The organism is Dyadobacter luticola (assembly GCF_005860805.1).
GTDB lineage: Bacteria > Bacteroidota > Bacteroidia > Cytophagales > Spirosomataceae > Dyadobacter > Dyadobacter luticola.
In genome coordinates, this window is the sequence record NZ_VCEJ01000004.1 from 732890 (window position 1) to 757899 (window position 25010).

Consider the following 25010-nt stretch of genomic DNA (forward strand, 5'->3'; position numbering starts at 1 on the left):
TGGGTCGGCAATCCACCTAACTGTTTAGAAAAATGGCACAGCCAAGATTAAAAGAAAAATACGTAAAGGAAGTTGTAGAGCAGCTGAAAGGTAAATTTCAGTATAAGTCTAGCATGCAGGTTCCCCGTTTGACCAAGATTGTGATCAATAAGGGAATCGGTGCAGCAGTAGCTGACAAAAAACTGGTAGATGTTGGAGTTGAAGAACTCAGTTTGATCACCGGCCAGAAAGCGGTTGCTACCATTTCTAAAAAGGCGGTTTCGAACTTCAAGTTGAGAGAGAACATGCCAATCGGCGCAAAGGTTACTTTGAGAGGCGATCGCATGTATGAATTCCTCGACAGATTGACAACTATTGCGATGCCTCGGGTTAGAGACTTCAAAGGTATCAGCGACAAAGGTTTTGATGGACGTGGAAATTACACATTTGGTGTAAAAGAGCAGATTATCTTCCCTGAGATCAGTATTGAAAAAGTGAATAAGATCACTGGGATGGATATCACGTTTGTGACTTCGAGCAATTCTGATGAAGAAAGTTATGAGCTGCTGAAAGCACTTGGAATGCCTTTCACCAACGCGAATAAATAAGGATAATACCTAATACTAAGATTATTTACCGACAATGGCAAAAGAATCAGTTAAAGCAAGAGAGAGAAAAAGACAAGAGCTAGTAGCCAAGTACGCCGACAAGCGTAAGAAGCTGAAAGCAGCTGAGGATTGGGTGGGTCTTGACAAATTACCTCGCAACTCTTCTCCTGTCCGCCTTCACAACCGGTGCAAGATCACGGGAAGGCCTCGTGGGTATATGAGGAAATTTGGAATTTCCAGAGTTCTTTTCCGCGACATGGCCTCTGATGGAAAAATCCCTGGGGTCACAAAATCAAGTTGGTAAGAATACTTTCAATTCTGATTTCAATTACTTAACTTTGCACTCCCGTTTTAAGGGGGTGTTTAAACCAGGCATAAAAAATGTTAACGGATCCCATAGCAGACTATCTGACGAGACTCAGAAACGCTATCAAAGCGAAGCACCGGGTTGTTGAGATACCTGCATCCAACATAAAGAGAGAAATTACAAAAGTACTTTTTGACAAAGGATATATTCAAAGTTACAAGTTTGACGAGGTTGGTCCTCAGGGAACAATTAAAATTGCTTTGAAATATAACCCTGTCACAAAGCAATCTGCAATTGTGAAATTGGAGAGAATTAGTAAGCCAGGACTACGTAAATATTCAGGTTCAACCACATTGCCACGAGTTTTAGGTGGTTTGGGAACAGTGATTATTTCTACATCAAAAGGTGTGATGACTGATAAGGAGGCCAAAACGCTGAATGTTGGTGGCGAAGTGTTGTGTTTCGTGTATTAATATTTTAAAGTTATTCAGGAAATGTCACGAATAGGAAATAAAGTTATCGTTTTGCCGGCAGGAGTTTCCGTGTCAGTTGCAGAGGATAACCTCGTATCAGTAAAAGGTCCAAAGGGTACACTTACTCAGGCTGTTGACTCCGATATTTCAGTAGAAGTGGAAGGTAATGAACTGAAAGTGAAGCGTCCAACGGAACAAAAACGTCACAAAGCTTTGCATGGTTTGTACCGTTCTTTGATCAATAATATGGTCATTGGTGTCGGTTCAGGCTACAAAAAGGAATTGGAGATTATTGGTGTTGGTTACAAAGCTAGCGCTGCAAACAATGTTCTTGAATTGCAGTTGGGTTATTCTCACAATATTTTTATGGCAATTCCGGAAGAGATCAAGTTAACTACTACTTCTGAAAAAGGACAAAACCCGAAGGTTATCCTGGAAGGAATTGATAAAGAGTTGATTGGATCAGTTGCTGCGAAAATCAAGTCATTGAGAAAAGTAGAGCCATACAAAGGCAAGGGTATTCGATTTGTTGGTGAAGTCGTTCGTCGTAAGGCTGGAAAGTCTGCTTCTAAGAAATAGTACGTTACCAAAGATTAATGTTATAAATAAAGTTAGATAAGATTAAAATGGCTAACGCAAAAGCAGACAGAAGAACACGTCTAAAGCTACATATTCGTAAAAGGGTAAAAGGTAGTGTTGAACGTCCGAGATTATCGGTATTTCGCTCTAATACCTCTATTTACGCACAAATAATAGATGACATCAATGGTGTAACGCTTGCTAGCGCATCATCGGTGGACCTTGGAGGAAGAAAAGAGAACTCAAATGTTGAGGTAGCTTCCCAGGTTGGAAAGAAAATTGCTGAAAAAGCACAAGAGGCAGGCATCCAGGCGGTTGTTTTTGATCGTAATGGATATTTGTATCATGGAAAGGTAAAAGCATTGGCCGAAGGAGCTCGTGAGGGTGGCCTGAAATTCTAAGTATATCAAGACTATGTCTACAGTTACAAGACCTTCAAAGGTTAACGAATCAGACTTGAAAGAACGCGTTGTAGCGATCAATCGGGTTGCAAAAGTAGTAAAAGGTGGTCGTCGTTTTAGCTTTTCAGCGATCGTCGTCGTAGGTGACGGAAACGGAGTTGTGGGTTATGGTTTAGGTAAAGCTAACGAGGTAACTGATGCAATTGCAAAAGGTATCGATGATGCGAAGAAAAACCTGATTCAGGTTCCAATGCTAAAACATACTGTTCCTCACGAAATGGAGGGAAAATTTAGCGGCGGTTTCGTATTGATTAAACCAGCTGCTCCTGGTACTGGTGTTCTGGCAGGTGGTCCGATGCGTGCTGTTTTGGAAAGTGCAGGAATTAAAGACGTACTTGCTAAATCAAAAGGATCTTCCAATCCTCACAACGTTATCAAAGCTACAATAGATGCTCTTTTGAAAATGAGAGCTCCTCACCAGATAGCGTTCCAACGCAGTGTTAAACTGGATAAGGTATTCAACGGATAAGCTTTACAGGCTTTTCTTTATCTGAAAGTAATCATGTCAAAAGTACGCATTACACAAATTAAGAGCACGATTGATCGTCCGGAGCGTCAGAAGCTAACGATCAAAGCGCTGGGCCTTGGTAAATTAAACCGGTCAGTAGAAAAGGAAAATAGCGATGCGATTGCGGGAATGATCCGTAAAGTAAGCCATTTGGTAAAAGTTGAAGAAATTTAATAGATACGATAGTATGAATCTTAGTTCATTAAAACCGGCAGCAGGCTCTGTTAAAGTTGGGAAGCGGGTTGGACGTGGTCAGGGCTCAGGCAGAGGAGGAACATCTGCACGTGGTCATAAGGGTGCACAATCCCGTTCTGGTTACAGCCGCAAATTAGGATTTGAAGGTGGTCAGATGCCTCTTCAAAGACGTTTGCCTAAGTTTGGATTTAACAACATTAATAGAGTAGAATACAAAGCTCTTAATTTGGATGCAATCCAAGCTCTTGCAGAAAAAATTGATGTGAAGGTTATTACCCCTGAGGTGATTGTCGAGCATGGTTTGTCTGCAAAAAAGGATTTGATCAAGATCCTTAACCGTGGAGAGATTTCGGTAGCAGTTGAAATCCATGCACATGGATTTTCAGCAGCGGCTGCGGAGTCGATTGAGAAAGCAGGAGGTAAGGCGGTTAAATTGTAATTGTGCTTTCAGGTAAACTTTACTATCTGTTAGGCTAATGTAAGCCCACAAAATGAAACGATTCGTAGAAACTATAAAACATATATTTGCGATTGAGGAGTTGAGAACACGTATTCTCAACACTCTTTTGTTTATAACTATTTTTCGTTTGGGGTCTTACGTGGCATTGCCTGGTGTTGAACCGGATCAAATGAACGTTTCTACTCAGGGGTTGCTGGGACTTCTGGATACATTTTTAGGAGGCGCTTTTAGCAAGGCCTCTATTTTTGCATTGGGTATCATGCCCTACATTTCTGCCTCGATTGCAATTCAGCTGTTAACAATGGCTTTGCCATACTTTCAGAAAATGCAGAAAGAGGGTGAATCAGGTCGCAAAAAGTTGAATCAAATTACAAGGGTATTAACAATTGTTGTTACGCTGGTTCAAGGCACTGCTTATTTGAATACGACTGTGCCGGATGAGGCGCTGTTGGTTTCCAGAAGCTTCTTCTCTATTTCATCAGTTTTCGTTTTGACTGCCGGAACAATGTTCTGTATGTGGCTAGGCGAGAGAATTACCGATAAGGGTATAGGCAATGGTATTTCAATGTTGATCATGATCGGCATTGTATCTCGTTTTCCTGGTGCTATTTACAAGGAGTTTGTTTCACGTGGTAGCGGTCAGATCCTCTTATTTGTGTTAGAGATTGTAGCGTTGTATTTCGTGATTATGGGAGCTGTTATGTTGACACAGGCAGTTCGCAGGATTCCAATTCAGTATGCTAAGCAAGTTGTAGGTAACCGGGTTATGGGCGGGCAACGTCAATACCTTCCTTTGAAACTGAATGCGGCGGGTGTTATGCCTATCATTTTTGCTCAGGCATTGATGTTTATTCCGTCTTTGGGAGCATCTTATTTTGCCGAGAAGAGTGACTTTGCGAGTAACGTCGCTACCATCTTTGCTAATTATACAACCTGGCAGTACAATTTGTTATTCGCCGTATTGATTATTGTTTTCACCTTTTTCTACACGGCGATCTCGGTTAACCCGCACCAAATAGCTGATGATATGAAAAGAGGGAACGGTTTCATTCCAGGTGTTAAACCAGGTCAGCAGACTTCAGAGTACATTAGCTCGGTTTTGGATCGTATTACTTTCCCTGGATCTTTGATGCTTGCTATTGTGGCAACATTGCCAGCATTCGCGAGTCTTTTGGGAGTTTCGACAGATTTCGCTCACTTCTTCGGTGGAACATCCCTTCTTATTATGGTGGGTGTTGTCCTTGATACTTTACAGCAAGTTGAAAGTTACCTTCTGATGAGAAGATATGAAGGGTTGATGAAATCAGGAAGAGTTAAAGGCAGAACGGAGAGCGTAGCGATCTGATAGGATGATTTATCTTAAAACAGAGGAAGAAATAAACCTCATCAAAGATAGTGCTCAGGTTCTCGGAAAGGCACATGCGGAGGTGGCAACTTGGGTAAAACCGGGTATAGCTACCAGCAAGCTCGACGCAGTAGCTGAGGAGTATATCAGAGATTTCGGCGGAATTCCTTCGTTTAAGGGTTTCAATAAATTTCCAGCCTCGCTTTGCATATCCGTAAATGAAGTAGTTGTTCACGGTTTTCCAAGCAGCTACGTATTAAAAGAAGGAGATATCATCTCTATCGATTGCGGGGTAAAGTTGAACGGATACCACAGTGATAGTGCTTACACCTATCCTGTTGGAGAAGTTTCCAAAGAGGTGATGAATCTTTTGACTGCTACCAAAAGATCACTTTATAAAGGAATAGATCAAGCGGTTGATGGATTGAGAGTTGGTGACATTGGACATGCGGTTCAAAGTTATGTGGAGGAAAGAGGGTATTCGGTAGTTAGGGAATTGGTAGGGCATGGAGTGGGAAAAGATCTTCATGAAAGCCCGGAAGTTCCTAATTATGGAAAGAGGGGTAAAGGAATAAGATTGCGTGAGGGAATGGTACTTGCCATTGAACCGATGATCAATCTGGGTACGAAATCGGTGATGCAGGAACGAGATGGATGGACTATCCGAACAAGTGATAGAAAATATTCCGCTCACTTTGAACACACGGTGGTAGTACGCAAAGGTCAAGCTGAAATTCTGACAACATTCGATTACATAGAAAAAGTAACGGCCAACACCAGCCTTATGGTGGAAGTGAAGTAATAAACGCTACGAATGGCAAAACAAGCATCAATCGAACAAGATGGAGTAATTCTCGAAGCTTTGTCAAACGCAATGTTTCGGGTTGTATTGGAGAATAAGCATGAAGTGATTGCTCATATATCTGGTAAAATGAGAATGCACTATATTAAGATATTACCGGGAGACCGCGTAAAATTGGAAATGTCACCTTATGACCTATCGAAGGCCAGAATAACCTACCGGTATAAATAAGGAGTCGATCACCTTAAATTAACACATAAGTATAATCAGATGAAGGTTAAAGCATCAGTAAAAAAGCGCAGCGAGGACTGCAAAGTGATCCGCCGGAAGGGTAAAGTTTATGTTATTAACAAGAAGAACCCACGGTATAAACAAAGACAAGGATAATCATTATGGCACGTATTTCTGGAGTTGATATTCCCGACCGCAAAAGAGGCGAAATCTCACTGACTTATATTTTTGGAATTGGACGTAGCTCTGCTAAAAAGATTCTTGATAAAGCGGGTGTTGATTTAAACAAGAAAGTAATTGACTGGTCTGACGATGAGTCTGGTGCAATTCGTGCGGTTATTGCCGGTGAATATAAAGTTGAAGGAGCACTTAAATCTGAGGTGCAGCTGAGCATTAAACGCTTGATGGACATTGCTTGTTATCGTGGTCTTCGTCATCGTAAGGGATTGCCATTGCGTGGACAGAGAACTAAAAATAATTCACGTACTCGTAAGGGTAAACGCAAAACAATCGCGAACAAGAAAAAGGCTACTAAATAACCAATGAGCAGTGGATTCGATCCACAACTTATTAAATCAGCAATGGCACAGAACAAAAGAAAGGATAAAGCAAAAAAGAGAGTTGTTGTAGTGGAATCTGTTGGACAGGTTCACATTAAAGCTTCTTTCAACAATATTATTATCTCAATTACAAACAGCAACGGACAAGTGATTTCTTGGGGTTCTGCTGGTAAAATGGGATTCCGTGGTTCCAAGAAAAATACGCCGTACGCAGCTCAGACAGCAGCGCAGAGTGCAGCTCAGGTAGCATTTGATCTTGGAATGCGTAAAGCAGAGGTATTTGTGAAAGGACCAGGATCTGGTCGTGAATCAGCCATTCGTACTATCCAGAATGCGGGTATCGAAGTGACTACCATTCGCGATATCACTCCGCTTCCTCACAACGGCTGCCGTCCTCCAAAACGTCGTAGAGTATAGTAAATCGTATCTGATAAGATACCCATTCGTAATTTGGACACTGGGGTTACTGAATGGTTTTAATTAATAAGTAAACAAAAAGTTTTTAATGGCACGTTATACAGGTCCCAAATCAAAGATCGCAAGACGTTACGGAGAACCCATCATGGGTCCGAGCAAAGCGCTTGCTAAGAAAAATTACCCTCCCGGCATGCACGGAAAGGGTCGCCGCTCAAAGAAATCAGAGTACGCTTTACAGTTGATGGAAAAGCAAAAGGTGAAATTTATTTACGGTATTCTTGAGAGACAATTCCGTAACCTGTTTGAAAAAGCTTCTATTAAAGAGGGAATCACTGGTGAAAACCTTCTGAAATACTGCGAAGCTCGTTTGGATAACACAGTTTATCGTTTAGGTATCGCTCCTACAAGACGCGCTGCCCGCCAACTTGTTGGCCATAAACACATTCTTGTTGACGGTGAAATCGTTAACATTCCTTCTTACTCATTACGTCCGGGTCAGGTGGTAACCGTTAGAGAGAAATCCAAATCTCTTGAAGCAGTTACAGACAGTCTGGCAGGACATAGCTCCAAAGGTTTCAACTGGCTGGAGTGGGATGGTCAGCAATTGTCAGGAAAGTTTGTTACTTTCCCAGAACGTGAGCAAATCCCGGAAAACATCAACGAGCAGCTTATCGTTGAGTTGTATTCTAAATAATCTTCAAAATATTGGCGCTTCCTCTTTTTTAGAGGGAGTGCTTTTTACGCTGGAAACAGCAAATTTTTGCGATCGCAAAGGTAACGGTAGCGTGATCAACTATCATTTACTACTATAAAAGGAGCAAGGACTATGTCAATATTAGCTTTCCAAATGCCTGATAAGGTCGTCATGGAAAAAGCAGATGACTTTCACGGGTTGTTTGAGTTTAAGCCTTTAGAGAAAGGGTACGGCGTAACAATTGGTAATGCGTTACGTAGAATACTTCTTTCATCTTTGGAGGGTTACGCCATAACAAGCGTGAAGTTCCCTGGTGTTCTTCATGAATTTTCTTCTATCGAAGGTATTGTTGAGGATGTAACTGAAATCATCCTGAACCTGAAAATGGTTCGCTTTAAAAAAGTTTCAGATCTGAGTGAAAGCAGGATCGTCGTTAACCTAAAAAATGTTTCCTCTATCACAGCTGGAGACATTGGTAAGTTTACCAACGCTTTTGAAGTGTTGAACCCGGATCAGGTAATTTGTCATATAGATGACCAGAAAGAGTTCGAAATGGAGCTTTTGCTGGACAAGGGAAGAGGATATGTTCCTGCTGATGAGCCAAGAGCAAATGAATTGCCTTTTGGTTATATCGCAGTAGACTCGATCTACACACCTATCAAAAATGTCAAATACAGTGTAGAAAATACACGTGTTGAGCAACGTACGGATTATGAGCGTCTTTTAATCGATATTCAAACTGATGGTTCTATCCATCCGGAAGATGCGTTGAAAGGTGCAGCAAATATTTTGATTCAACACTTTATGTTGTTCTCTGATCAAACAATGACGTTTGAGAAGCAGAAAGCAGAAGAAGATAACCAGGTTGATGAGGAAATGTTGCGGATGAGAAAACTGTTGAAGACTTCATTGTCTGAACTGGATCTTTCTGTACGTGCCTATAACTGTTTGAAATCAGCAGATGTTAAATCATTGGGTGATTTGGTAAGACTTGAAATTTCGGACATGATGAAGTTCCGCAATTTTGGTAAAAAGTCTTTGACCGAGTTGGAGCAGCTTGTCGCTGACAAACAACTCACATTTGGAATGGACGTGGCGAAATACCGCCTTGACGAGGATTAATTATTCCATCATAAGTATGTATTCTGTAGCGCGCAAAACGCAGCTCGAAGCAACTAAACAAAAAAACAATGAGACACGGTAAGAAAGATAATCATTTGGGAAGAACAGCATCTCACCGCAAGGCGATGCTTTCAAACATGGCGTCATCCCTGATTATCCACAAGAGAATTGAAACAACATTAGCAAAAGCAAAAGAACTTCGTAAGTATGTGGAGCCTCTTTTGACTCGCGCAAAAGAAGATTCGACTCACAACAGAAGGATTGTATTTTCCTATCTGAATGACAAAGAGTCTACGAAAGAGCTTTTCGGCGCTGTTTCTGATAAAATCGCTTCACGTCCAGGTGGATACACCCGTATCATCAAACTTGGAAACAGATTAGGTGATGCGGCTGAAACTGCATTGATTGAATTGGTTGACTTCAATGATGCATTGTTACTTGCAAATGCTGACAAACCAGCTAAAACACGCCGCAGCAGAAGAGGTGGTGTGAAGAAAGCGGAATCAGATGTACAAGCTTCTGCACCTGTTAAAAAGGAAGATCATCCGATTGTTGAGGAGTCTGAACCAGCTGCGGACGAAGCAAAACAAGTTGATGAAACACCAGGCGAAACTGAAAAAGAATAGTCTTGGAAATCAATAAAAAATAGTAGAAGGGTTGAACGGTTTCGTTTAACCCTTTTTTTTAGCAAAAATCTCTATTTTTGCACCGGTTTTTTTAAATCACCAGTAGGGAACCATTCCTGCTCAAAGAACAGTAATAGAATACCTCGCATATGAATCAAAAAAAGGAAGCGCTATTATTGCTGGAAGATGGAACAGCATACAAAGGATTGGCTTTGGGGAAGCATGGTACCACCGGCGGTGAGATCTGTTTCAATACCGGAATGACGGGATACCAGGAAATTTATACTGATCCTTCGTACTACGGGCAAATCATTGTAAACACCAATTCGCACATTGGCAACTACGGGGTCCAGTTAGAGGATGAAGAGGAATCTTCGTCTGTGAAAATCAGGGGGATGGTCTGCAATACTTTCTCGACCATTTATTCCCGGGATACTGCTGACTTTTCTTTGCAGGAATATTTTGAGCGCGCCAACATCGTGGGTATCAGCAATGTCGATACCCGGCACCTGGTACGTCACGTAAGAGAAAAAGGTGTGATGAATGCGATCATCTCTTCGGAAATTCTGGATGAGGCGCAATTGATGGAGGAGTTGAAAAGAATTCCTTCGATGGATGGTCTGGAACTATCCTCGCAGGTGACGACGGAGGTGCCTTACTACATGGGGGATGAGCAGAGCAGCAAGTGGAGAATCGCTGTTATGGATTACGGAATTAAAAAGAGCATTCTAAATAACCTGACGTCAAGAGGTTGCTATTGCAAGGTTTTTCCTGCAAAAACACCATTTGAAGAGGTCATGCAGTGGAATCCGGATGGATTCTTTATCTCAAATGGCCCTGGTGATCCATCAGCCATGCTATATGCAGTGGAAAGCGTAAATGAGATGATCAAAAGCAACAAACCACTATTTGGGATTTGCTTGGGACATCAGTTGCTAGCTTTGTCAAGCGGAATAAGTACCTACAAAATGCATCACGGGCACAGAGGATTAAATCACCCGGTGAAAAACCTGATTACCGGACTCTGCGAGATTACTTCGCAAAATCACGGATTCGCGGTGAAGCCTGACGAAATTGAAGATCATCCGGATATCGAGATTACCCACGTCAATCTTAATGATAAAACCATTGAGGGAATCAGAAGAAAGGATTACCCGGCGTTTTCGGTACAATATCACCCCGAAGCATCGCCCGGACCGCATGATTCAAGATATCTTTTTGACGAATTTATTAAGTTGCTCAGTGCCAACTAAACCTTCGAAAACCTCCGAAACCCGGAGGTTTTTTCTTTTAAAGCACCTTTCGAGGCATTGATAACTAAATTGTAATAGACGGATGAAGATTTTTTGTGTTATTTTGTACCGTTAACATATTTCAATTTCTAATCAAACCACAAGCTGCAAATGAGTACGATTCAGTCAGTACATGCAAGACAAATTCTGGATTCAAGAGGAAACCCAACGATAGAAGTAGATATACGTACCGAAAATGGTTATCTGGGCCGCGCAGCAGTTCCGTCAGGAGCTTCTACCGGAAAACACGAAGCTGTTGAACTTCGTGACGACGACAAAAGCGTTTACGTGGGCAAAGGTGTTTTGAAAGCAGTTGAAAATGTAAACGATATCATCTTTCCTGAATTGATCGGCTGCTCCGTATTTGAGCAAAACCTGATCGACAAAATTATGCTTGAACTGGATGGCACGCCTAACAAAGCAAAATTGGGAGCCAATGCGATTCTGGGTGTATCTCTTGCTGCTGCTAAGGCTGCTGCTCAGGAAGCGAACCTGCCACTTTACCGCTACGTAGGTGGTACAAATGCCAACACGCTTCCGGTTCCGATGATGAACATTCTGAATGGTGGTAGCCACGCAGATAACTCCATCGATTTCCAGGAATTCATGATCATGCCGGCAAAAGCTGATACATTCTCTCAGGCTTTGAGAATGGGCGTGGAGGTTTTCCATACATTGAAAACCGTATTGAAAAGCAAAGGTTACTCTACCAACGTAGGGGACGAAGGTGGATTTGCACCAAATATCAAGTCTAATGAAGAAGCAATTGAGATAGTTATTCAGGCGATCGAAAAAGCGGGATATAAGCCAGGTGAAGAAATTTTCATCGCGATGGATGCAGCGGTTTCTGAATTTTACGAAGATGGTTTGTACCATTTCAAAAAATCGGATGGCCGTAAATTGACTTCTCCTGAAATGGCTGACTACTGGACTCAGTGGGTTGCTAAATATCCGATCATTTCTATCGAAGATGGTATGGATGAGGATGACTGGGCTGGATGGAAAACTTTGACAGATTCTGTCGGCAGTAAATGCCAGCTGGTTGGAGACGATTTGTTCGTGACCAATGTAACCCGTCTGCAACAAGGAATCGAATCACAGATCGCGAATGCAGTTTTGGTAAAAGTAAACCAAATTGGTTCTTTGACTGAGACTATCGATACGGTTAACCTTGCAAAACGTAACAGCTATAAGAGCATTATGTCGCACCGCTCCGGTGAAACAGAAGATGCTACCATCGCTGATCTTGCGGTGGCTTTGAACACCGGCCAGATTAAAACCGGTTCGGCTTCACGTTCTGACCGTATGGCGAAATATAACCAGCTGCTGCGCATCGAAGAAGAACTCGGCGAAAGCGCATACTTCCCAGGTTTGAAATTCTAACAACATATCAAGAACCGGAGCACATCACTCCGGTTCTTTTTTAGGGACATTTCGATATGAAAAACAAATCATTCTGGTCTCTGCATACGCTTAGAAACTTCTACATCGCCACATTGCTGGCTTGGGTAGTCTGGATTTCTTTGCTTGACAATAATAATCTCAGGGTGGTTTTTGAAAACCGGTCCAAAATGAGAGAGCTTGAAAAGGAGAAAACAGTTCTTCTTGAGAAGATCGTTCAGGTAAAAGAAGAGCGTAGAGAAGTTTTTGGTAATCCGAAAATGCTAGAAAAACTGGCGCGCGAGAAGTTTTTGATGCGTAAGCCCAATGAGCAGGTGTACGTCATCGTCGATGAAAACAATCAGCCCGCAGAAAGCAAAAAAGAATAATTCTTAACATTCACTCACATTGAGCAATAAAGTCATTCTCATCATCATGGACGGCTGGGGCATCGCCAAAAACGGCGAAGAGAACCGTTCCGCTATCATTGCTGCGAAGACCCCGTTTTACGATAGCATTTTACAAAAATACCCACACAGCAAACTGGAAGCGAGCGGCCTGGCCGTCGGATTACCGGATGGGCAGATGGGTAACTCGGAAGTAGGGCATACCAATCTGGGTGCAGGTCGTGTGGTTTATCAGGATTTGGTTAAAATTAATCTCGCTGTTTCTGAGGGAACATTGGGTAAAGAACCTGTATTGGTAAATGCACTCAATTATGCCAAGCAAAATGGCAAAAAGGTACATTTCATCGGACTGGCTTCTGATGGTGGCGTGCACTCGCACATTGAGCATTTGAAAGGTCTCTGCAAAATCGCGGCGGAACAGGGTGTATCGAATGTTTTTGTGCATGCATTTACAGATGGTCGAGATACAGATCCGAAGAGTGGGCTGGGATTCCTGACTGACTTGCAGGCCTCTATGTCGCAATCCACAGGTCAGCTGGCCAGCATTACCGGCAGATATTATGCGATGGACCGGGATAAGCGCTGGGAGCGTGTGAAGCTTGCTTACGACGCCATGGTGCATGGAGAAGGAAAGCACGTGCCGGCCGCAGATATCCTGAAAGCCGTCCAGGCATCTTATGAAGAGGGCGTGACCGACGAGTTTATCCTACCGATCATTGCAACCAATGAACAGGGCGCCCCGATTGCAGTCATTGAAAATGGCGATGTCGTGCTTTGCTTTAATTTTCGGACTGACCGCGGACGTGAAATCACGGAGGTATTGACGCAACAGGATTTCCACGAGCAAAACATGCACAAGCTCGATTTGAAATACATTACCATGACAAATTACGACGATACTTTCACGGGTGTCGGGGTGATTTTTGATAAAGATAATCTGAACAATACGTTGGGCGAAGTGTTGGAAGGTGCAGGTAAAAAGCAGATCCGGATTGCTGAGACTGAGAAATATCCGCACGTAACATTCTTCTTTTCAGGCGGTCGCGAGAAACCTTTTGAAGGAGAAAGCAGACTTTTGTGCCCGTCACCAAAAGTGGCGACGTACGATCTTCAACCCGAAATGTCGGCTTTTGATCTGCGGGATAAAATTGTGCCTGAATTGGAAAAAGGCGAGGTAGATTTTGTATGCCTCAATTTCGCAAATGCGGATATGGTAGGACACACCGGCGTTTTTGAAGCGGCTGTGAAAGCCTGCGAGACGGTTGATCAATGTGTGCAGGCGGTGGTAACAACGGGTCTTGCGCATGGTTATGCATCGATTATCATTGCGGATCACGGGAATTCGGATTATATGATGAATGATGATGGTTCGCCGAATACCGCGCATTCACTCAACCTGGTACCTTGTATTTTGGTGGACAATGATCCGCACCAGCCGATTAAAGATGGTAAGTTAGCTGATATTGCGCCGACCATCCTGGAACTGATTGGTGTTCCGAAACCGGCTGAAATGACCGGAACCAGCATTTTGTAATTTATTCAGCCCAAAAGGTGTTAGTTGACAGAGAGTCTTACCCGAGGCTCTCTGTTCTTTTAAATGACAATAAGTACTTTGAAAATGCCCCGGACTATAAGATGTGGAAGCTCCCCGAGCTTCTCAAAAACATTTCAGATTCTATCAATGCTGTTTCTGGTTACTGCCTGTCAGACCAAAAAAGTGGAGGAGAAAAATGAAAAGCATTATTATGATCTGAAAGGTTTTGTTGAGAATCAGATTGTTTATCTGGAAGAAAAAAAGCCGGAAGTTTCAAAAACAGCCGTCCTTAATGGTAAGTCGGAGCAGATCAAAACGAAGGATATTGACTGGAAAAAGGAGTTGGAGCTTTTTGTTCAGGCTGACATTAACAAGCCGTCTTATCGTATCAGCTATAATGTTTCTCGCCGCGACTCTGCTGAATATGAATATAAGTTGAAGCCTGAGATGCAGGCCACCGTGCAGTATTTGAAAATTGTAACAGATTCAGTTGTTAATCAGCCAGTTTATATAAAAGCTATACTGAAATCGGAAAACAGGATTTACAAATCTGAAAAAACAATAGAGCTCAGATGTGCCCAAATCAACAATCTCTGGCAAGTTTCCTCATTTTCGGTGGATGGATACCAAAAGCTGATTTTCACTGATAAGAAGTCCTTCCATATTACATCAAAAATAGGATTTTAGCGGGTTGAGCGAAGCCAGAATTTTGTATCCTTACACCATATTTTGGGTAAACATTACCCAATTTTTTTACCGCCGATTTATGTAAGTGAAGCCCAGCGCGTCAGACCACCAATTTTAAGTTGTTAGCTAAAAAGGCTCAAAACATTGTGTTTTGAGCCTTTTTAATGTTATGAGCGGTCATAGTCCTCTCTGTAAGCTGCGTGCAAACAGGTACTTAAAATTGAAGTCGGCACACAATTGGTTGAAATAACATTAACCATGTAGACCTCAACACATTGTCAACATGTAAACTAAATCACAAAATAAATACCTATTTCAATGCAACAAGAACAGAAAAATAAGCAAAGCATAGCCTGGGCAATGGTTGTTGTCCTGGGGCTAGCGACGGCCATGTTTGGCTACCTGTTTACGACTCAAAAACAAGAGTTGACGCAGCAAGAATCAATGGTGGTTGAAAAAGCCAGAGAATTGGCTGTAACCAAAACTAAACTGGACTCTATTTCAACAGTTCTGGACTCGAAAATTGCGGAAGTTGAAAGATTAGGCGGTGACATTACGGAATTGACCAAAGTAAAAGAGAAATTGGAAGCAGATAAACTCGCTTTCAGCCGCAGCAAAAGAGTGGAAACCAACAAGTATCTTGGAAAAATTAAGGAATACGAAAAATTCCTGACCGAGAAAGACGAGATGATCGCACAGCTTAAGGCTGAAAATGAGCATCTGGTAGCTTCTAACGATTCTTTGAGCACCCACGTAGGTACATTGACCAGCGAGCGTGAGAGACTGGTTCAACGCCAGGCTGAGTTAACCGATTCAGTAACAACATTTACTGCGGCTAACAAAGAATTGAGCTCGAAAGTAAGTAAAGCAGCAGCATTGAAAGCTCAAAACCTGAAAATCCTGACTGTTAATTCAAGAGGTAAAGTAAAAGACAGAGAAGAATACAAATCCAAAAAAGTGGATAAATTGAAATTTGTCTTCACACTGCCTGAAAATGAGCTGACTGCCCAAGAATCAAAAGACATTTATGTAAGAGTACTTGATCCGGAAGGAGCAGTTTTGTCAGACAATGCAACTGGTTCAGGTGAATTTGAAGTAGATGGTGCGCCATCGAAATTTACAGCTCGTGAGTCTGTGGCTTACCAGAACAACAACCAGCAAGTTGAATTGTTGTACGATAACACCTCACAGTTCCGTCCAGGAAAATACAATGTAGAGTTGTATGCTGAGGGTTATAAAATCGGTGGAGGCAACTTTGTCATCAAATAAGATCTATCTTCACACCATGCATAGCTATAAAGGCGGCCGAATCTCGGCCGCCTTTTCTCGTTGTAAGTAGTAATTATATTGATCAGGAATCCTGGGTTTGCGCATTGATCACATTGATGAATTTATGCAACTCTTCAGCACGCTCCGGACCTAAATCAGGATAGCTCATATCCATCTTGCCCAATTCTTCGGCCACGATCTTCGCGACAGTCAGGCGAAGGTTCTTCTTGTCATCGGCGGGGATTACATACCAGGGCGCTTTCTTGGCAGCCGTAGCATTGATGCAATCTTCGTAGGCCTGCATATAGTCATCCCATTTGTCGCGTACTTTCACATCCTGCTCTTCAAACTTCCAGTTTTTGGACTTATCCTCAATCCGCTCGATCAGCCGTTCTGCCTGTTCTTCCTTGGATACATTCAGGAAAAACTTGATCACTCTTATCCCATTCCGGTACAAATACTTTTCAAGATTACGAATGTCAGAATACCGGTTTTTCCAAAGTTTGTCCATATCGGCCGTCAGTTCAACTGGTAATCTCTGAGAAGTTGTCAGGATATCCGGCTCTACCTTTACCACCAGCACTTCTTCGTAATAACTACGATTGAAAATAGTGATGGTACCTCTTTGCGGCAGTACCTGGTTGGTCCTCCATAAAAAATCATGACCCAATTCTGTTTCAGTAGGTCTCTTGAACGAATGTATTTTCACGCCCACCGGGTTCACGCCGGACAGAACGTGCTTGATCGTACCATCCTTCCCGGCCGCGTCCATCGCCTGGAAAATTACCAGCAAGCCATACCGGTTATGGGCATACATTAAGCTTTGCAGCTCGTCCAGTTCTTTGGCAGATTCCTCCTGCATGGATTCGTATTCCTCCTTATCACCATAAATGTCTTTAAACTTGGTTTTCGCCTTACTGATATCGAATTTCTTGCTTCCGTCGAACCGGTAATCCTCAGCATTGAAGTCAGCCATATTTTTAATGGTTAGTTGATGAACAAATCATTTGTTTTTTAGAAAAGCCACCAGCTTCGCAAAAGCGCGCGACCTGTGGCTCAGAAGAGATTTTTCGGTTAATGTCATTTCGGCAAATGTTTTGTCAAAACCATCAGGAACAAAGATTGGATCATAGCCAAAGCCTTCATTTCCGCGTTTTTCAAAGATGATTTGGCCTTCAACATTACCTTCAAACTGCTGGTATTCTCCATTCAATACCAATGTAATGATGGTAGTGAACTTTGCGCTCCGGTCGGTTTTTGAAGCTAACTTATTGAGTAATAAATTCATATTATCGCCATGGCTCCGCTGCGGCCCGGCATACATGGCCGAAATCACACCAGGCTCGCCACCCAGTGAATCTACGATCAGACCGGTATCGTCGGCAAAACAATCGATACCGTAATGTTCAAAAACGTACCTGGCTTTCCCCATGGAATTCTCCGCGATGGTATCATAAGGTTCGGGAATTTCCTCGTGGCAGCCGATGTCCTGCAAAGTGACGAGTTCAAACTGGTCGCCCAATAATGCCTGAATTTCTCTGAGTTTGTGGAGATTGTTGGTCGCGAAACACAATTTCATTTTGTAATCCGATTTATAGGGTTTGCATTTTACATAAAAAAACGGCCACTCTTGTGAAGTGGCCGTCCAAAAAATCTATAACCGGTTTATTTTGTCGGTGGTGCGATGGCCTGGCCAGCTGGCTGCTGGGGACCTTTACCGAAATCGATCAGCTCCATTTCAAATTGAAGCACCGAGTTGCCAGGGATCGGGCCATAAGTTTCAGGGCCATAGGCCAATCCTGACGGGATTAGCAGAATTCCTTTATCGCCTTTTTTCATCAACATTAAACCTTCATCCCAGCCTGGAATCACCATTCCGGCACCAACCTGCAATTCAAGCGGTTTGCCCTGGTTTTTAGAGCTGTCAAATTCTTTTCCGTCCAGGAACTTGCCTGTGTAATGTACTTTCACATTGTCGCCAGCTTTTGGGCTAGCGCCTGCGCCTTCCGCCAATGGTACGTAATAAAGTCCCGAAGCAGTTTTACGCGCCTTGTCCTTCATGTTGTTTTTTGCAAGAAAAGCCTGGATGGTTTTGTCATCGATCGTTTTTTGTTTCGCGCCAGCTTCCGATTGTTGTTTCTGGAACTCCTCAGAAGTAAGTACGCTCATCACTTTCACGGTAAAGCTCAGCTCAGAACCTTTTTTGATCATCGGAGGCATAGGCTGACCGATTTTTGCAAAAAGTGTATCTGCATTGATCATGAATTTGGCGCTGTCGCCGGCTGCGAGCAGGGTAAGTCCTTCTTCGAAGCTGCCTTTGTATTGTGGCGGCTGCAACACCATTTTAGCGGGAGTGCCTTCTTTATATGTATCTCTTAAAGTAGAATCGGTACCATTTTTCAGAACCAGGTGGAACGTCATAATGTCTCCGAGCTTCGCTTTTCTCGCATCATCATTGTGATCAAATATCTGGTACTTAAGGCCGCTGTCCGTGACTTGCGTCTTGTATTTGTTGCAAGCAGTTGCGAGAATAGTTATGCCCATTGCATAACCGATTGTTTTAAGATTCATTGGATTGTGTTAATTAGAAAATATTAGAGTGATTTTTTTAGCTATACAATTTTTAATGTTAGTCAACGCTTAAAAGTGCCTCCTGGTATTCGGGAAGCACGCTCAAAAAATAGGCAACCGTTTCATTCACTGATTGTTCTGATCGGCCACCGGATGCATTCTTATGCCCGCCGCCGCTGAAATGTGCACTTGCGAGGTCTCTCACTGAAAAAGAACCGACTGATCTGAAAGAAATTTTCACTTCTCCTTTCCGCTCAATAAACATCGCCGACATCACAACATTCTCCACCTGCAAACCATAATTCACAATACCCTCCGTCTCACCCGAGCTGGAATTGAATCTAGCGAGTTCAGCTTCGGTCAGGACCATATAGGCAGTCCGGTATTGCGGAAGAACCACGAGTTTTTGAGACAAAACGTAGCCTAAAAACTGTAACCGCGATAGGGGCGCATTATCATAGATCAGCCTGTGAACACGGCTGCAATCAAAACCTGTCAGCATCAGATCAGCTACCGCCAAATGCACTTCCGGAGTAACATTTGCGTGACGGAATGAGCCGGTATCGGTCATAATGCCTGCATACAAACATTCCGCCATCGATTTGTCAAAAATCTCCTGGGTGGTAAGTCCTGCTTCCAGTTCTTTGATCAGCGCATAAACAAGCTGGGCCGTGGCAGCAGCATTGGTATCCCAGATCATCCACTTCGCAAAATGTTCGGGTTCGAGGTGGTGATCGATCATTAGCTTCACGGCGGCGGCATCCTGTACCACGCGTCCGAGATCTTTTAAGCGGGATAATGCTGAAAAATCGAGGCAGCAAATCAATGTTGCCTGCTCGATTTTTTTCCTGCATTTTACCTGATCGGCTTGTCTTTCAAACACCAGCACCTGGTCCATCCCGGACATCCACCGAAGGTTCGCAGCATAGTCCGTGGGACTGATAACAGCAACTTCATGGCCCTTTTTCAGCAAATAACTTGCCCACCCAAGCGAAGATCCCAGCGCGTCGGCGTCCGGGTCGCGGTGCATCGTAATGATGATTTTTTGGGGAGTTGACAAAAAAGAGCTGAGCTCTTCAATCGTTTGATTCACAGTTATTTAATTCAAAAGGGGAATTCACTTGTAGTAATGAAGCCCCAAAATTAACAAAACTGTTGGGATTTGCTTAATACTGAACACTAAAGGTCGGTAACACAGTCTCTTTCCGCGCGCAGTGTGTCAATGCAGAATGTGCGGCGAATATCAGGTGAAAAATTGTAGTTTTGCAGCAAAAAACAAATAAAGCCGATTGTATGCCAACGAATAGAACATTCACCATGATCAAGCCGGACGCTGTAAAGGACGGTCACTCTGGTTCCATTATTAAAATGATCGAAGCCGCTGGGTTTCGCGTGGTTGCTTTGAAAAAAACATTGCTGACTCCGGAGCGTGCGGGTGAGTTTTACGCGGTGCACAGCGAGCGCCCTTTTTATAATGATCTTTGCAAATACATGTCGTCGGGCCCGATTGTCCCTATGATTTTGGAAAAAGAAAACGCAGTAGCCGACTTCCGTACATTGATCGGAGCGACCAACCCGGCTAATGCTGCCGAAGGTACAATCCGCAAATTGTTCGCAATCTCGATGGAAGCAAATGCAATTCACGGATCAGATTCTGATGAGAATGCGCAAATCGAAGGAAGCTTTTTCTTCGCCCACGTCGATCAATATTAATACAGCATTCCAATAAGAAGGCCCTGCAGAAAATTTCTGCCGGGCCTTTGCTTTTATATTTTATTGTGAAAACCTACTTGCGGAAGGCTACACTGTCGATTACCTGGATCAGTCCGTTTGCAGCATTCACATCTCTGATAACAATGTCCGATTTGTTGATCGCAACTGTGCTGTCAACTTTTGTGATGTTCAGTGTCTTCTGCGTGATCGTCAGTTCGCTGGTTGATTTCATCAGGTCAGCATAGGACATCGTTTTTTTAATGATGTGATTTTGAAGAAAGATACGCGCTGAATCTTTGCCCGGACCAGTAATAACGCTAGCAGCAAAAATATTTGCCTTTCCAAACGCAGCATTATTAGGCGCGAAAAGTGTGAAGTTCTGGCTGCGCAGGGCATCGGTCATCTCAGCGGTCAGCATGATGTCACGGAGGATACTGAATTGCTCATTTGTAAGAATGATATCCGTAATCGTGATGGGCTTTACGAGGTCATCATCGTTTTCTTTACAAGAAAACGCAATCACTGAAAACAGACCTGCAATCAAAAAAAATGTCGCAAAACGCCCTACAAAACGGTTTTTTTTCATAGCTTTCCCATTGGTTATTTTCCGTAAAACTAATGGAAAATGTATTTTGACCACATTCCCAAAGTAATTTTTTTAATCCTAACCTGCTTATCCTTATGTTAAAACCAAGACATTTATTTCTTGTCTGCGCGGCTGTTTTGTTCCTGAATTCCGCTTTTCTGGTAGTAAAAGAAAATCCTGCCGGTCCTGAAAAAAAGCCGGTTAAGTTATTTAATGGAAAAGATCTGAGCGGCTGGAAAGTCAATGGTACCGAAAAATGGTACGTAGAAAACGGCGAGCTGATCTGTGAAAGCGGACCTGATAAAAAGTATGGTTACCTCACTACAGACAAATTTTACAAAAACTTCGACCTGTCGCTGCAATTCAAGCAGGAGGCAAATGGTAACAGCGGTGTTTTCTTCCGCTCGACTGTTGACGGTACAAAAGTTTCGGGCTGGCAGGTAGAAGTGGCGCCGCCAAACCATGATACTGGCGGTATCTACGAATCTTATGGTCGCAACTGGCTGGTACAAATCCCGGACGAAAAAGAAGGATTTTTAAAAATGGGCGAGTGGAACACCCTGCGCATCCGCGCCGAAGGCGACCGCACCCAAACCTGGCTGAATGGTCATGAAATGGTTGATTTTACGGACGCTAAAATCGGCGCCGGTGAAGGTGGCATTGCATTGCAGATCCACGACGGCGGCGGTATCAAGGTTCGCTGGAAAAACATTATGCTGGAAGAATTGAAATAATCAATTTTTCATGCTGCTGCCCGGCAAACTCATCCACGGGAAAAGGGTGGTTCGTCGGAATTCATTTAATTAAAGATTTCATGGCTGATAGATTTGTGTCAAGCAACACACAGATTTATTAGCCATGATTTTTTTAACGACGGCCGATGCACTCAGTAAAAACCTTTTGTAATGATAACCCATGGATGACAGTAAAGTGAAGCCGATGCGCATGACGGCTTCATCGCTCGACGGCAGAGATTTTAGCAATATGAACCTGGAAAACTCGGATTTCAGTTTTTCCAGCCTGCGGGAGATCAATTTCAATGGTGCCAACCTGCGCAATGCCAAGCTGCGTTTTTGCTCACTGGATGGTACCACATTCAAAAACTCGGATTTAAGGAATGCAGACCTGAGTTTCAGCAGCATGTCGGACGTAGACCTGACCGGGGCGCAGGTAGAGGGGGCGAATTTCAGTTTTACTTCTCAGGAAAGGTCTTTTCGCTGGCAGGATTTCAGTCTGATCGGGATTATTCAAAATCAGGGCTGGGTCGGCACATTGGTGGCAACATTGCTGGGAGCCATCATTTTATATGGTATCAATGCAATTGCCTATTTCACGGCAGAGATTGTCTATACCGACGAGCCGGTCAGGATTAAGCTGTATCAGTATTTGGTACTGAACAATGTGGTAGCCGGCATTTTTACAATACTGCTTACTCAGGTCCTCACTTCGTGGCTCGATATGTTCCTTAAAAAGCTGTACGTCAAACACATTATCCTGACGGCCGCTGTTTTCTTAATGAATAATGTGCTCGGGATTTTTATTTACTTCTATTTCGGGACGCACATTGTAGAGGATTACAAAATCAAATATCCCACGGAAGCCGGTCAGAATGCGCCCTGGTACTGGTATATGATCGGCCCTATTATCATTGCCAACGTTTTTTATTTTCTGAGCCGCGAAGGAAAACAGATTTCCCGCAAAATTTCCGACCAGGAATACCAGCTTTTAAATCTTGAAAAACTAAAAACACGCGCAGAACTTGACGCACTGCAAGCCAGGATTAATCCGCACTTTTTATATAATGCATTAAACAGCATTGCCAGCCTGGTACACGAAGATCCCGATAAAGCCGAGGAAATGACTTTGCTGCTCTCCAAATTGTTCCGCTACACGACGGGCCGCAATACCAATGATTATTTTGATACGATTGAAAATGAGCTGGAAATGGTGGAAACTTACCTGCAGGTGGAGAAAGTTAGATTTGGAAACCGGCTCAGGTTCACCGTCGAGGTGACGAATGATGGATTACGGGATTTGCAGGTGCCCAAGTTTATCCTGCAACCGATTGTCGAGAATGCGATCAAGCACGGTATCTCCAAAATGGCGGAGCAGGGGAGCATTGTGGTGAAGATTTATGAGGAAAATGACTGGCTGCATTTGTGCGTCCACGACAACGGTCCTGCATTCCCTGAAACCATGGGCGCGGGTTATGGGATCCGGAGTATTCAGGATAAGCTGAAATTGCTTTATGGAGAATTTGCCAAACTTGAACTTCATAATTCGCCGGATAAGTCAGTCAACATTGCCATTCAAAAATCGGCTATCAAGAACCAGCAACAATCCAATCATGCAGTTTCCTCTTAAAACCATCATTATCGACGACGAGCCTCTGGCACTGAGCAGGCTGAGGAGGTTGTTGGAGAAACATTCCGAAGTTTTCACAATCGTTTCCGAAGCCCGGAATGGTGCAGAAGGTTTGGTGGAAATCGACAAATTCAGCCCGGACGTTATCTTTCTCGACATTGAAATGCCGCTGCTCAATGGTTTTGAAATGCTTTCGAAACTGACAAAAATGCCGCTGGTAGTATTTTCAACAGCTTATGACCAATATGCGATCCGGGCATTTGAAGAGAATTCTGTCGATTATTTATTAAAACCAGTTGAAAATGAGCGCCTGATCAAGACCATTGAGAAGATCAAGAACATTACCAAAGCGCACGTACCGGGAAGCGCAAATCCATATTCCGACAACCTGCTGAGGCTTCTGGAAGAAATGAAGCCGAAGAAGGAGATCTTTTCTTTGTCCGTAAAATCAGGCGACCGCATCCTGCTGATCCCGATGACGGAGATCACGCATTTTGAAGCAGAGGAAAAATATGTTTTCCTGAATACCCTCGATGGCCAGAAATATCTGCTCAATTATACCTTGACCTCACTGGAAGAAAAGCTTCCCAAGCATTATCTCCGCGTCAGCCGCGCCGGGATTGTCAACTCCCACCACATCAAGGAAATCCAGAAGCACTTCAACGGTAAATATGTGATCATCCTTCGCGACCGGAAGGCTTCGCAGGTTACCAGCGGCAGTACTTATGCCGACGCGATCAGGCATCTTCTTGATAATTAAACAGGTTACCTAATTACAGCGGCTCTTCAATATGATTTTGAAGGGGAGCTACTTATTCCTAAATTGCGCCCCTGTTTTAAATCCCATCGATATTTTCATAGTTTAAGCGACTGTTTGTCAGCGTATTCTTAGTCTTTCAGGAGTTTGTTGCAAGTGTTTTTTTTAAACTTTCGACACACATTTACCCCGACTGGCGTACTGTTGATGAGCAAAGTGATTCCGTATGATACCGTGGATTTAATAAATTCTTCTTTCGGGAAGAAGGTCCTCAGATGTAGTATATTCTATTTTGTTAAAAAAGGTTAAAGGGAGTCAGCAGTAATGAAGGAGCTCATTGATACGGGCAATCTGCCAAAGCACATCGCCGTTATCATGGACGGTAACGGAAGGTGGGCCCAAAACCAGGGAGCAGCCCGGATATTCGGCCATAGAAACGCCATCAAGGCGGTCAGGGAAGTGACGGAGGGTTGTGCGGATCTGGGTGTTTCGGTACTGACACTTTACGCATTCTCCACAGAAAACTGGGCGAGGCCGGAATTTGAAGTGCGGGCGTTGATGGAGCTGCTCGTTCAATCTATCCGCAACGAATTGCCGACCATGCTGAACAACAATGTTCGGCTCGATACGATAGGGGATATCGAAAGCCTTCCTAAAAGTTGTCAGAGACAGCTCGCAGAGGCGATTGACGCAACCAAACACAATACCGGTCTTAATCTGGTACTGGCTTTGGGTTACAGCGGAAAATGGGATATCACACAGGCTGCAAAAAAAATAGCCAGGGATGTTCAGAATGGCACATTATCGGTTGACGAGATCAATGAAAAAGTGTTGTCAGCTCATTTAGCGACGGAAGCCCGTCCGGAAGTTGATTTAATGCTGCGTACCGGCGGCGACCATCGGGTGAGTAATTTTCTTTTGTGGCAGCTGGCCTATTCAGAGTTATATTTCTATGAAGACCTCTTTTGGCCGGATTTCCGCCGGGAGCATTTGTATGAGGCAATACTTTCCTATCAGAATCGGGAAAGGCGTTTTGGGAAGACTGGTGAACAAGTTAAAGCGAAATAGTGCTAGGTAGAATAA

At 43.4% G+C, this 25010-nt stretch carries 33 protein-coding genes; 28 read left to right on the forward strand and 5 right to left on the reverse strand.

What is annotated here, in order from left to right; all coding sequences use genetic code 11:
• Window positions 1–32: 32 nt before the first annotated feature.
• The 23 genes from rplE (at window position 33) to FEN17_RS13925 (ending at window position 15936) form a co-directional block, all read left to right on the forward strand.
• On the forward strand, window positions 33–587 hold the full coding sequence (gene rplE, locus FEN17_RS13815; RefSeq protein WP_138365936.1) for a 50S ribosomal protein L5: 555 nt from the start codon (window positions 33–35) through the stop codon (window positions 585–587).
• 34 nt (window positions 588–621) lie between these two features.
• Window positions 622–891, forward strand: coding sequence for a 30S ribosomal protein S14 (rpsN, locus tag FEN17_RS13820; RefSeq protein WP_138365937.1), 270 nt, complete (start codon window positions 622–624; stop codon window positions 889–891).
• Between the two features lie 77 nt (window positions 892–968).
• Window positions 969–1367: a 30S ribosomal protein S8 gene (rpsH, locus tag FEN17_RS13825; protein ID WP_138365938.1), complete on the forward strand. Its 399-nt coding sequence runs from the start codon at window positions 969–971 to the stop codon at window positions 1365–1367.
• 21 nt (window positions 1368–1388) lie between these two features.
• Window positions 1389–1946 carry a 50S ribosomal protein L6 gene (gene rplF / locus FEN17_RS13830; RefSeq protein WP_138365939.1) on the forward strand — a complete coding sequence of 186 codons (558 nt, stop codon included), beginning with the start codon at window positions 1389–1391 and terminating at the stop codon, window positions 1944–1946.
• Window positions 1947–1993: 47 nt separating this feature from the next.
• Window positions 1994–2347: a 50S ribosomal protein L18 gene (rplR, locus tag FEN17_RS13835; RefSeq protein WP_138365940.1), complete on the forward strand. Its 354-nt coding sequence runs from the start codon at window positions 1994–1996 to the stop codon at window positions 2345–2347.
• A 13-nt stretch (window positions 2348–2360) separates the two neighbouring features.
• Window positions 2361–2876: a 30S ribosomal protein S5 gene (gene rpsE / locus FEN17_RS13840; RefSeq protein ID WP_138365941.1), complete on the forward strand. Its 516-nt coding sequence runs from the start codon at window positions 2361–2363 to the stop codon at window positions 2874–2876.
• Window positions 2877–2909: 33 nt separating this feature from the next.
• Window positions 2910–3089 (forward strand): 50S ribosomal protein L30, encoded by a 180-nt coding sequence (rpmD, locus tag FEN17_RS13845; RefSeq protein ID WP_138365942.1) that lies wholly within the window; start codon window positions 2910–2912, stop codon window positions 3087–3089.
• A 13-nt stretch (window positions 3090–3102) separates the two neighbouring features.
• Window positions 3103–3549 carry a 50S ribosomal protein L15 gene (rplO, locus tag FEN17_RS13850; protein ID WP_138365943.1) on the forward strand — a complete coding sequence of 149 codons (447 nt, stop codon included), beginning with the start codon at window positions 3103–3105 and terminating at the stop codon, window positions 3547–3549.
• Window positions 3550–3601: 52 nt separating this feature from the next.
• Window positions 3602–4915: a preprotein translocase subunit SecY gene (gene secY, locus FEN17_RS13855; protein ID WP_138365944.1), complete on the forward strand. Its 1314-nt coding sequence runs from the start codon at window positions 3602–3604 to the stop codon at window positions 4913–4915.
• Window positions 4916–4919: 4 nt separating this feature from the next.
• On the forward strand, window positions 4920–5717 hold the full coding sequence (gene map / locus FEN17_RS13860) for a type I methionyl aminopeptidase (protein WP_138365945.1): 798 nt from the start codon (window positions 4920–4922) through the stop codon (window positions 5715–5717).
• A gap of 12 nt (window positions 5718–5729) precedes the next feature.
• Window positions 5730–5948 (forward strand): translation initiation factor IF-1, encoded by a 219-nt coding sequence (gene infA / locus FEN17_RS13865; RefSeq protein ID WP_015813810.1) that lies wholly within the window; start codon window positions 5730–5732, stop codon window positions 5946–5948.
• Between the two features lie 39 nt (window positions 5949–5987).
• Window positions 5988–6104, forward strand: coding sequence for a type B 50S ribosomal protein L36 (gene ykgO, locus FEN17_RS13870; RefSeq protein WP_015813811.1), 117 nt, complete (start codon window positions 5988–5990; stop codon window positions 6102–6104).
• Window positions 6105–6109: 5 nt separating this feature from the next.
• Window positions 6110–6487: a 30S ribosomal protein S13 gene (rpsM, locus tag FEN17_RS13875; protein WP_138365946.1), complete on the forward strand. Its 378-nt coding sequence runs from the start codon at window positions 6110–6112 to the stop codon at window positions 6485–6487.
• A 42-nt stretch (window positions 6488–6529) separates the two neighbouring features.
• Window positions 6530–6925: a 30S ribosomal protein S11 gene (gene rpsK / locus FEN17_RS13880; protein WP_031528731.1), complete on the forward strand. Its 396-nt coding sequence runs from the start codon at window positions 6530–6532 to the stop codon at window positions 6923–6925.
• A gap of 88 nt (window positions 6926–7013) precedes the next feature.
• Complete coding sequence (gene rpsD, locus FEN17_RS13885; protein WP_138365947.1) at window positions 7014–7619, forward strand: 30S ribosomal protein S4; 606 nt, start codon at window positions 7014–7016, stop codon at window positions 7617–7619.
• Window positions 7620–7751: 132 nt separating this feature from the next.
• On the forward strand, window positions 7752–8741 hold the full coding sequence (locus FEN17_RS13890) for a DNA-directed RNA polymerase subunit alpha (RefSeq protein ID WP_138365948.1): 990 nt from the start codon (window positions 7752–7754) through the stop codon (window positions 8739–8741).
• Between the two features lie 68 nt (window positions 8742–8809).
• Window positions 8810–9367, forward strand: coding sequence for a 50S ribosomal protein L17 (rplQ, locus tag FEN17_RS13895; protein ID WP_138365949.1), 558 nt, complete (start codon window positions 8810–8812; stop codon window positions 9365–9367).
• Between the two features lie 149 nt (window positions 9368–9516).
• The gene (gene carA / locus FEN17_RS13900; RefSeq protein ID WP_138365950.1) at window positions 9517–10620 is read left to right on the forward strand and encodes a glutamine-hydrolyzing carbamoyl-phosphate synthase small subunit; all 1104 of its coding nucleotides are present in this window, start codon (window positions 9517–9519) and stop codon (window positions 10618–10620) included.
• Window positions 10621–10770: 150 nt separating this feature from the next.
• Window positions 10771–12042 carry a phosphopyruvate hydratase gene (eno, locus tag FEN17_RS13905; RefSeq protein ID WP_138365951.1) on the forward strand — a complete coding sequence of 424 codons (1272 nt, stop codon included), beginning with the start codon at window positions 10771–10773 and terminating at the stop codon, window positions 12040–12042.
• 56 nt (window positions 12043–12098) lie between these two features.
• Complete coding sequence (locus FEN17_RS13910; protein ID WP_138365952.1) at window positions 12099–12428, forward strand: FtsB family cell division protein; 330 nt, start codon at window positions 12099–12101, stop codon at window positions 12426–12428.
• Window positions 12429–12447: 19 nt separating this feature from the next.
• Entirely contained in the window at window positions 12448–13980 is a 1533-nt protein-coding gene (gene gpmI / locus FEN17_RS13915; protein WP_138365953.1) for a 2,3-bisphosphoglycerate-independent phosphoglycerate mutase, read from the forward strand.
• Window positions 13981–14127: 147 nt separating this feature from the next.
• On the forward strand, window positions 14128–14667 hold the full coding sequence (locus tag FEN17_RS13920) for a hypothetical protein (RefSeq protein WP_229208816.1): 540 nt from the start codon (window positions 14128–14130) through the stop codon (window positions 14665–14667).
• A gap of 318 nt (window positions 14668–14985) precedes the next feature.
• Complete coding sequence (locus FEN17_RS13925) at window positions 14986–15936, forward strand: DUF8428 domain-containing protein (RefSeq protein WP_138365955.1); 951 nt, start codon at window positions 14986–14988, stop codon at window positions 15934–15936.
• Between the two features lie 82 nt (window positions 15937–16018).
• On the opposite strand, the gene FEN17_RS13930 is transcribed toward FEN17_RS13925, so the two are convergent.
• From FEN17_RS13930 to FEN17_RS13945, 4 genes are all read right to left on the reverse strand, one after another.
• Window positions 16019–16912: a polyphosphate kinase 2 family protein gene (locus tag FEN17_RS13930; RefSeq protein ID WP_138365956.1), complete on the reverse strand. Its 894-nt coding sequence runs from the start codon at window positions 16910–16912 to the stop codon at window positions 16019–16021.
• A gap of 27 nt (window positions 16913–16939) precedes the next feature.
• Window positions 16940–17515, reverse strand: a complete 576-nt coding sequence (gene rdgB / locus FEN17_RS13935) for an RdgB/HAM1 family non-canonical purine NTP pyrophosphatase (RefSeq protein WP_138365957.1) — start codon at window positions 17513–17515, stop codon at window positions 16940–16942.
• An 86-nt stretch (window positions 17516–17601) separates the two neighbouring features.
• Window positions 17602–18507: an FKBP-type peptidyl-prolyl cis-trans isomerase gene (locus FEN17_RS13940; RefSeq protein WP_138365958.1), complete on the reverse strand. Its 906-nt coding sequence runs from the start codon at window positions 18505–18507 to the stop codon at window positions 17602–17604.
• Window positions 18508–18565: 58 nt separating this feature from the next.
• Window positions 18566–19600: a DHH family phosphoesterase gene (locus FEN17_RS13945; RefSeq protein WP_138365959.1), complete on the reverse strand. Its 1035-nt coding sequence runs from the start codon at window positions 19598–19600 to the stop codon at window positions 18566–18568.
• A 200-nt stretch (window positions 19601–19800) separates the two neighbouring features.
• On the opposite strand from FEN17_RS13945, the gene FEN17_RS13950 reads away from it, so the two are divergent.
• Window positions 19801–20220 (forward strand): nucleoside-diphosphate kinase, encoded by a 420-nt coding sequence (locus FEN17_RS13950; protein WP_138365960.1) that lies wholly within the window; start codon window positions 19801–19803, stop codon window positions 20218–20220.
• A gap of 73 nt (window positions 20221–20293) precedes the next feature.
• On the opposite strand, the gene FEN17_RS13955 is transcribed toward FEN17_RS13950, so the two are convergent.
• The gene (locus tag FEN17_RS13955; RefSeq protein ID WP_138365961.1) at window positions 20294–20806 is read right to left on the reverse strand and encodes a fasciclin domain-containing protein; all 513 of its coding nucleotides are present in this window, start codon (window positions 20804–20806) and stop codon (window positions 20294–20296) included.
• 95 nt (window positions 20807–20901) lie between these two features.
• Between FEN17_RS13955 and FEN17_RS13960 the strand changes: the two genes are divergently transcribed.
• From FEN17_RS13960 to uppS, 4 genes are all read left to right on the forward strand, one after another.
• Complete coding sequence (locus FEN17_RS13960; protein ID WP_138365962.1) at window positions 20902–21540, forward strand: 3-keto-disaccharide hydrolase; 639 nt, start codon at window positions 20902–20904, stop codon at window positions 21538–21540.
• A 181-nt stretch (window positions 21541–21721) separates the two neighbouring features.
• Window positions 21722–23170 (forward strand): histidine kinase, encoded by a 1449-nt coding sequence (locus tag FEN17_RS13965; protein ID WP_138365963.1) that lies wholly within the window; start codon window positions 21722–21724, stop codon window positions 23168–23170.
• The gene (locus tag FEN17_RS13970) at window positions 23154–23930 is read left to right on the forward strand and encodes a LytR/AlgR family response regulator transcription factor (RefSeq protein WP_138365964.1); all 777 of its coding nucleotides are present in this window, start codon (window positions 23154–23156) and stop codon (window positions 23928–23930) included. The genes FEN17_RS13965 and FEN17_RS13970 overlap by 17 nt, the downstream gene beginning before the upstream one ends.
• A 321-nt stretch (window positions 23931–24251) precedes the next feature.
• Window positions 24252–24995, forward strand: a complete 744-nt coding sequence (gene uppS, locus FEN17_RS13975; protein ID WP_138365965.1) for an undecaprenyl pyrophosphate synthase — start codon at window positions 24252–24254, stop codon at window positions 24993–24995.
• Window positions 24996–25010: the final 15 nt, after the last annotated feature.

Excerpts from the sequence above, each read along its gene's own strand:
- uppS (WP_138365965.1), top strand. The coding sequence starts at position 24,252 with ATGAAGGAGCTCATTGATACGGGCAATCTGCCAAAGCACATCGCCGTT.
- FEN17_RS13970 (WP_138365964.1), top strand. The coding sequence starts at position 23,154 with ATGCAGTTTCCTCTTAAAACCATCATTATCGACGACGAGCCTCTGGCA.
- map (WP_138365945.1), top strand. The coding sequence starts at position 4,920 with ATGATTTATCTTAAAACAGAGGAAGAAATAAACCTCATCAAAGATAGT.
- FEN17_RS13930 (WP_138365956.1), bottom strand. The coding sequence starts at position 16,912 with ATGGCTGACTTCAATGCTGAGGATTACCGGTTCGACGGAAGCAAGAAA.
- FEN17_RS13955 (WP_138365961.1), bottom strand. The coding sequence starts at position 20,806 with ATGAAAAAAAACCGTTTTGTAGGGCGTTTTGCGACATTTTTTTTGATT.
- FEN17_RS13890 (WP_138365948.1), top strand. The coding sequence starts at position 7,752 with ATGTCAATATTAGCTTTCCAAATGCCTGATAAGGTCGTCATGGAAAAA.
- rpsM (WP_138365946.1), top strand. The coding sequence starts at position 6,110 with ATGGCACGTATTTCTGGAGTTGATATTCCCGACCGCAAAAGAGGCGAA.
- rpmD (WP_138365942.1), top strand. The coding sequence starts at position 2,910 with ATGTCAAAAGTACGCATTACACAAATTAAGAGCACGATTGATCGTCCG.
- rpsK (WP_031528731.1), top strand. The coding sequence starts at position 6,530 with ATGGCACAGAACAAAAGAAAGGATAAAGCAAAAAAGAGAGTTGTTGTA.
- rdgB (WP_138365957.1), bottom strand. The coding sequence starts at position 17,515 with ATGAAATTGTGTTTCGCGACCAACAATCTCCACAAACTCAGAGAAATT.
- FEN17_RS13960 (WP_138365962.1), top strand. The coding sequence starts at position 20,902 with ATGTTAAAACCAAGACATTTATTTCTTGTCTGCGCGGCTGTTTTGTTC.
- rplF (WP_138365939.1), top strand. The coding sequence starts at position 1,389 with ATGTCACGAATAGGAAATAAAGTTATCGTTTTGCCGGCAGGAGTTTCC.
- FEN17_RS13920 (WP_229208816.1), top strand. The coding sequence starts at position 14,128 with ATGCTGTTTCTGGTTACTGCCTGTCAGACCAAAAAAGTGGAGGAGAAA.
- FEN17_RS13940 (WP_138365958.1), bottom strand. The coding sequence starts at position 18,507 with ATGAATCTTAAAACAATCGGTTATGCAATGGGCATAACTATTCTCGCA.
- rplE (WP_138365936.1), top strand. The coding sequence starts at position 33 with ATGGCACAGCCAAGATTAAAAGAAAAATACGTAAAGGAAGTTGTAGAG.
- FEN17_RS13910 (WP_138365952.1), top strand. The coding sequence starts at position 12,099 with ATGAAAAACAAATCATTCTGGTCTCTGCATACGCTTAGAAACTTCTAC.
- rplR (WP_138365940.1), top strand. The coding sequence starts at position 1,994 with ATGGCTAACGCAAAAGCAGACAGAAGAACACGTCTAAAGCTACATATT.
- rpsE (WP_138365941.1), top strand. The coding sequence starts at position 2,361 with ATGTCTACAGTTACAAGACCTTCAAAGGTTAACGAATCAGACTTGAAA.
- FEN17_RS13965 (WP_138365963.1), top strand. The coding sequence starts at position 21,722 with ATGGATGACAGTAAAGTGAAGCCGATGCGCATGACGGCTTCATCGCTC.
- rpsD (WP_138365947.1), top strand. The coding sequence starts at position 7,014 with ATGGCACGTTATACAGGTCCCAAATCAAAGATCGCAAGACGTTACGGA.
- secY (WP_138365944.1), top strand. The coding sequence starts at position 3,602 with ATGAAACGATTCGTAGAAACTATAAAACATATATTTGCGATTGAGGAG.
- rplQ (WP_138365949.1), top strand. The coding sequence starts at position 8,810 with ATGAGACACGGTAAGAAAGATAATCATTTGGGAAGAACAGCATCTCAC.
- rpsN (WP_138365937.1), top strand. The coding sequence starts at position 622 with ATGGCAAAAGAATCAGTTAAAGCAAGAGAGAGAAAAAGACAAGAGCTA.
- eno (WP_138365951.1), top strand. The coding sequence starts at position 10,771 with ATGAGTACGATTCAGTCAGTACATGCAAGACAAATTCTGGATTCAAGA.
- ykgO (WP_015813811.1), top strand. The coding sequence starts at position 5,988 with ATGAAGGTTAAAGCATCAGTAAAAAAGCGCAGCGAGGACTGCAAAGTG.
- rpsH (WP_138365938.1), top strand. The coding sequence starts at position 969 with ATGTTAACGGATCCCATAGCAGACTATCTGACGAGACTCAGAAACGCT.
- FEN17_RS13950 (WP_138365960.1), top strand. The coding sequence starts at position 19,801 with ATGCCAACGAATAGAACATTCACCATGATCAAGCCGGACGCTGTAAAG.
- carA (WP_138365950.1), top strand. The coding sequence starts at position 9,517 with ATGAATCAAAAAAAGGAAGCGCTATTATTGCTGGAAGATGGAACAGCA.
- infA (WP_015813810.1), top strand. The coding sequence starts at position 5,730 with ATGGCAAAACAAGCATCAATCGAACAAGATGGAGTAATTCTCGAAGCT.
- rplO (WP_138365943.1), top strand. The coding sequence starts at position 3,103 with ATGAATCTTAGTTCATTAAAACCGGCAGCAGGCTCTGTTAAAGTTGGG.
- FEN17_RS13925 (WP_138365955.1), top strand. The coding sequence starts at position 14,986 with ATGCAACAAGAACAGAAAAATAAGCAAAGCATAGCCTGGGCAATGGTT.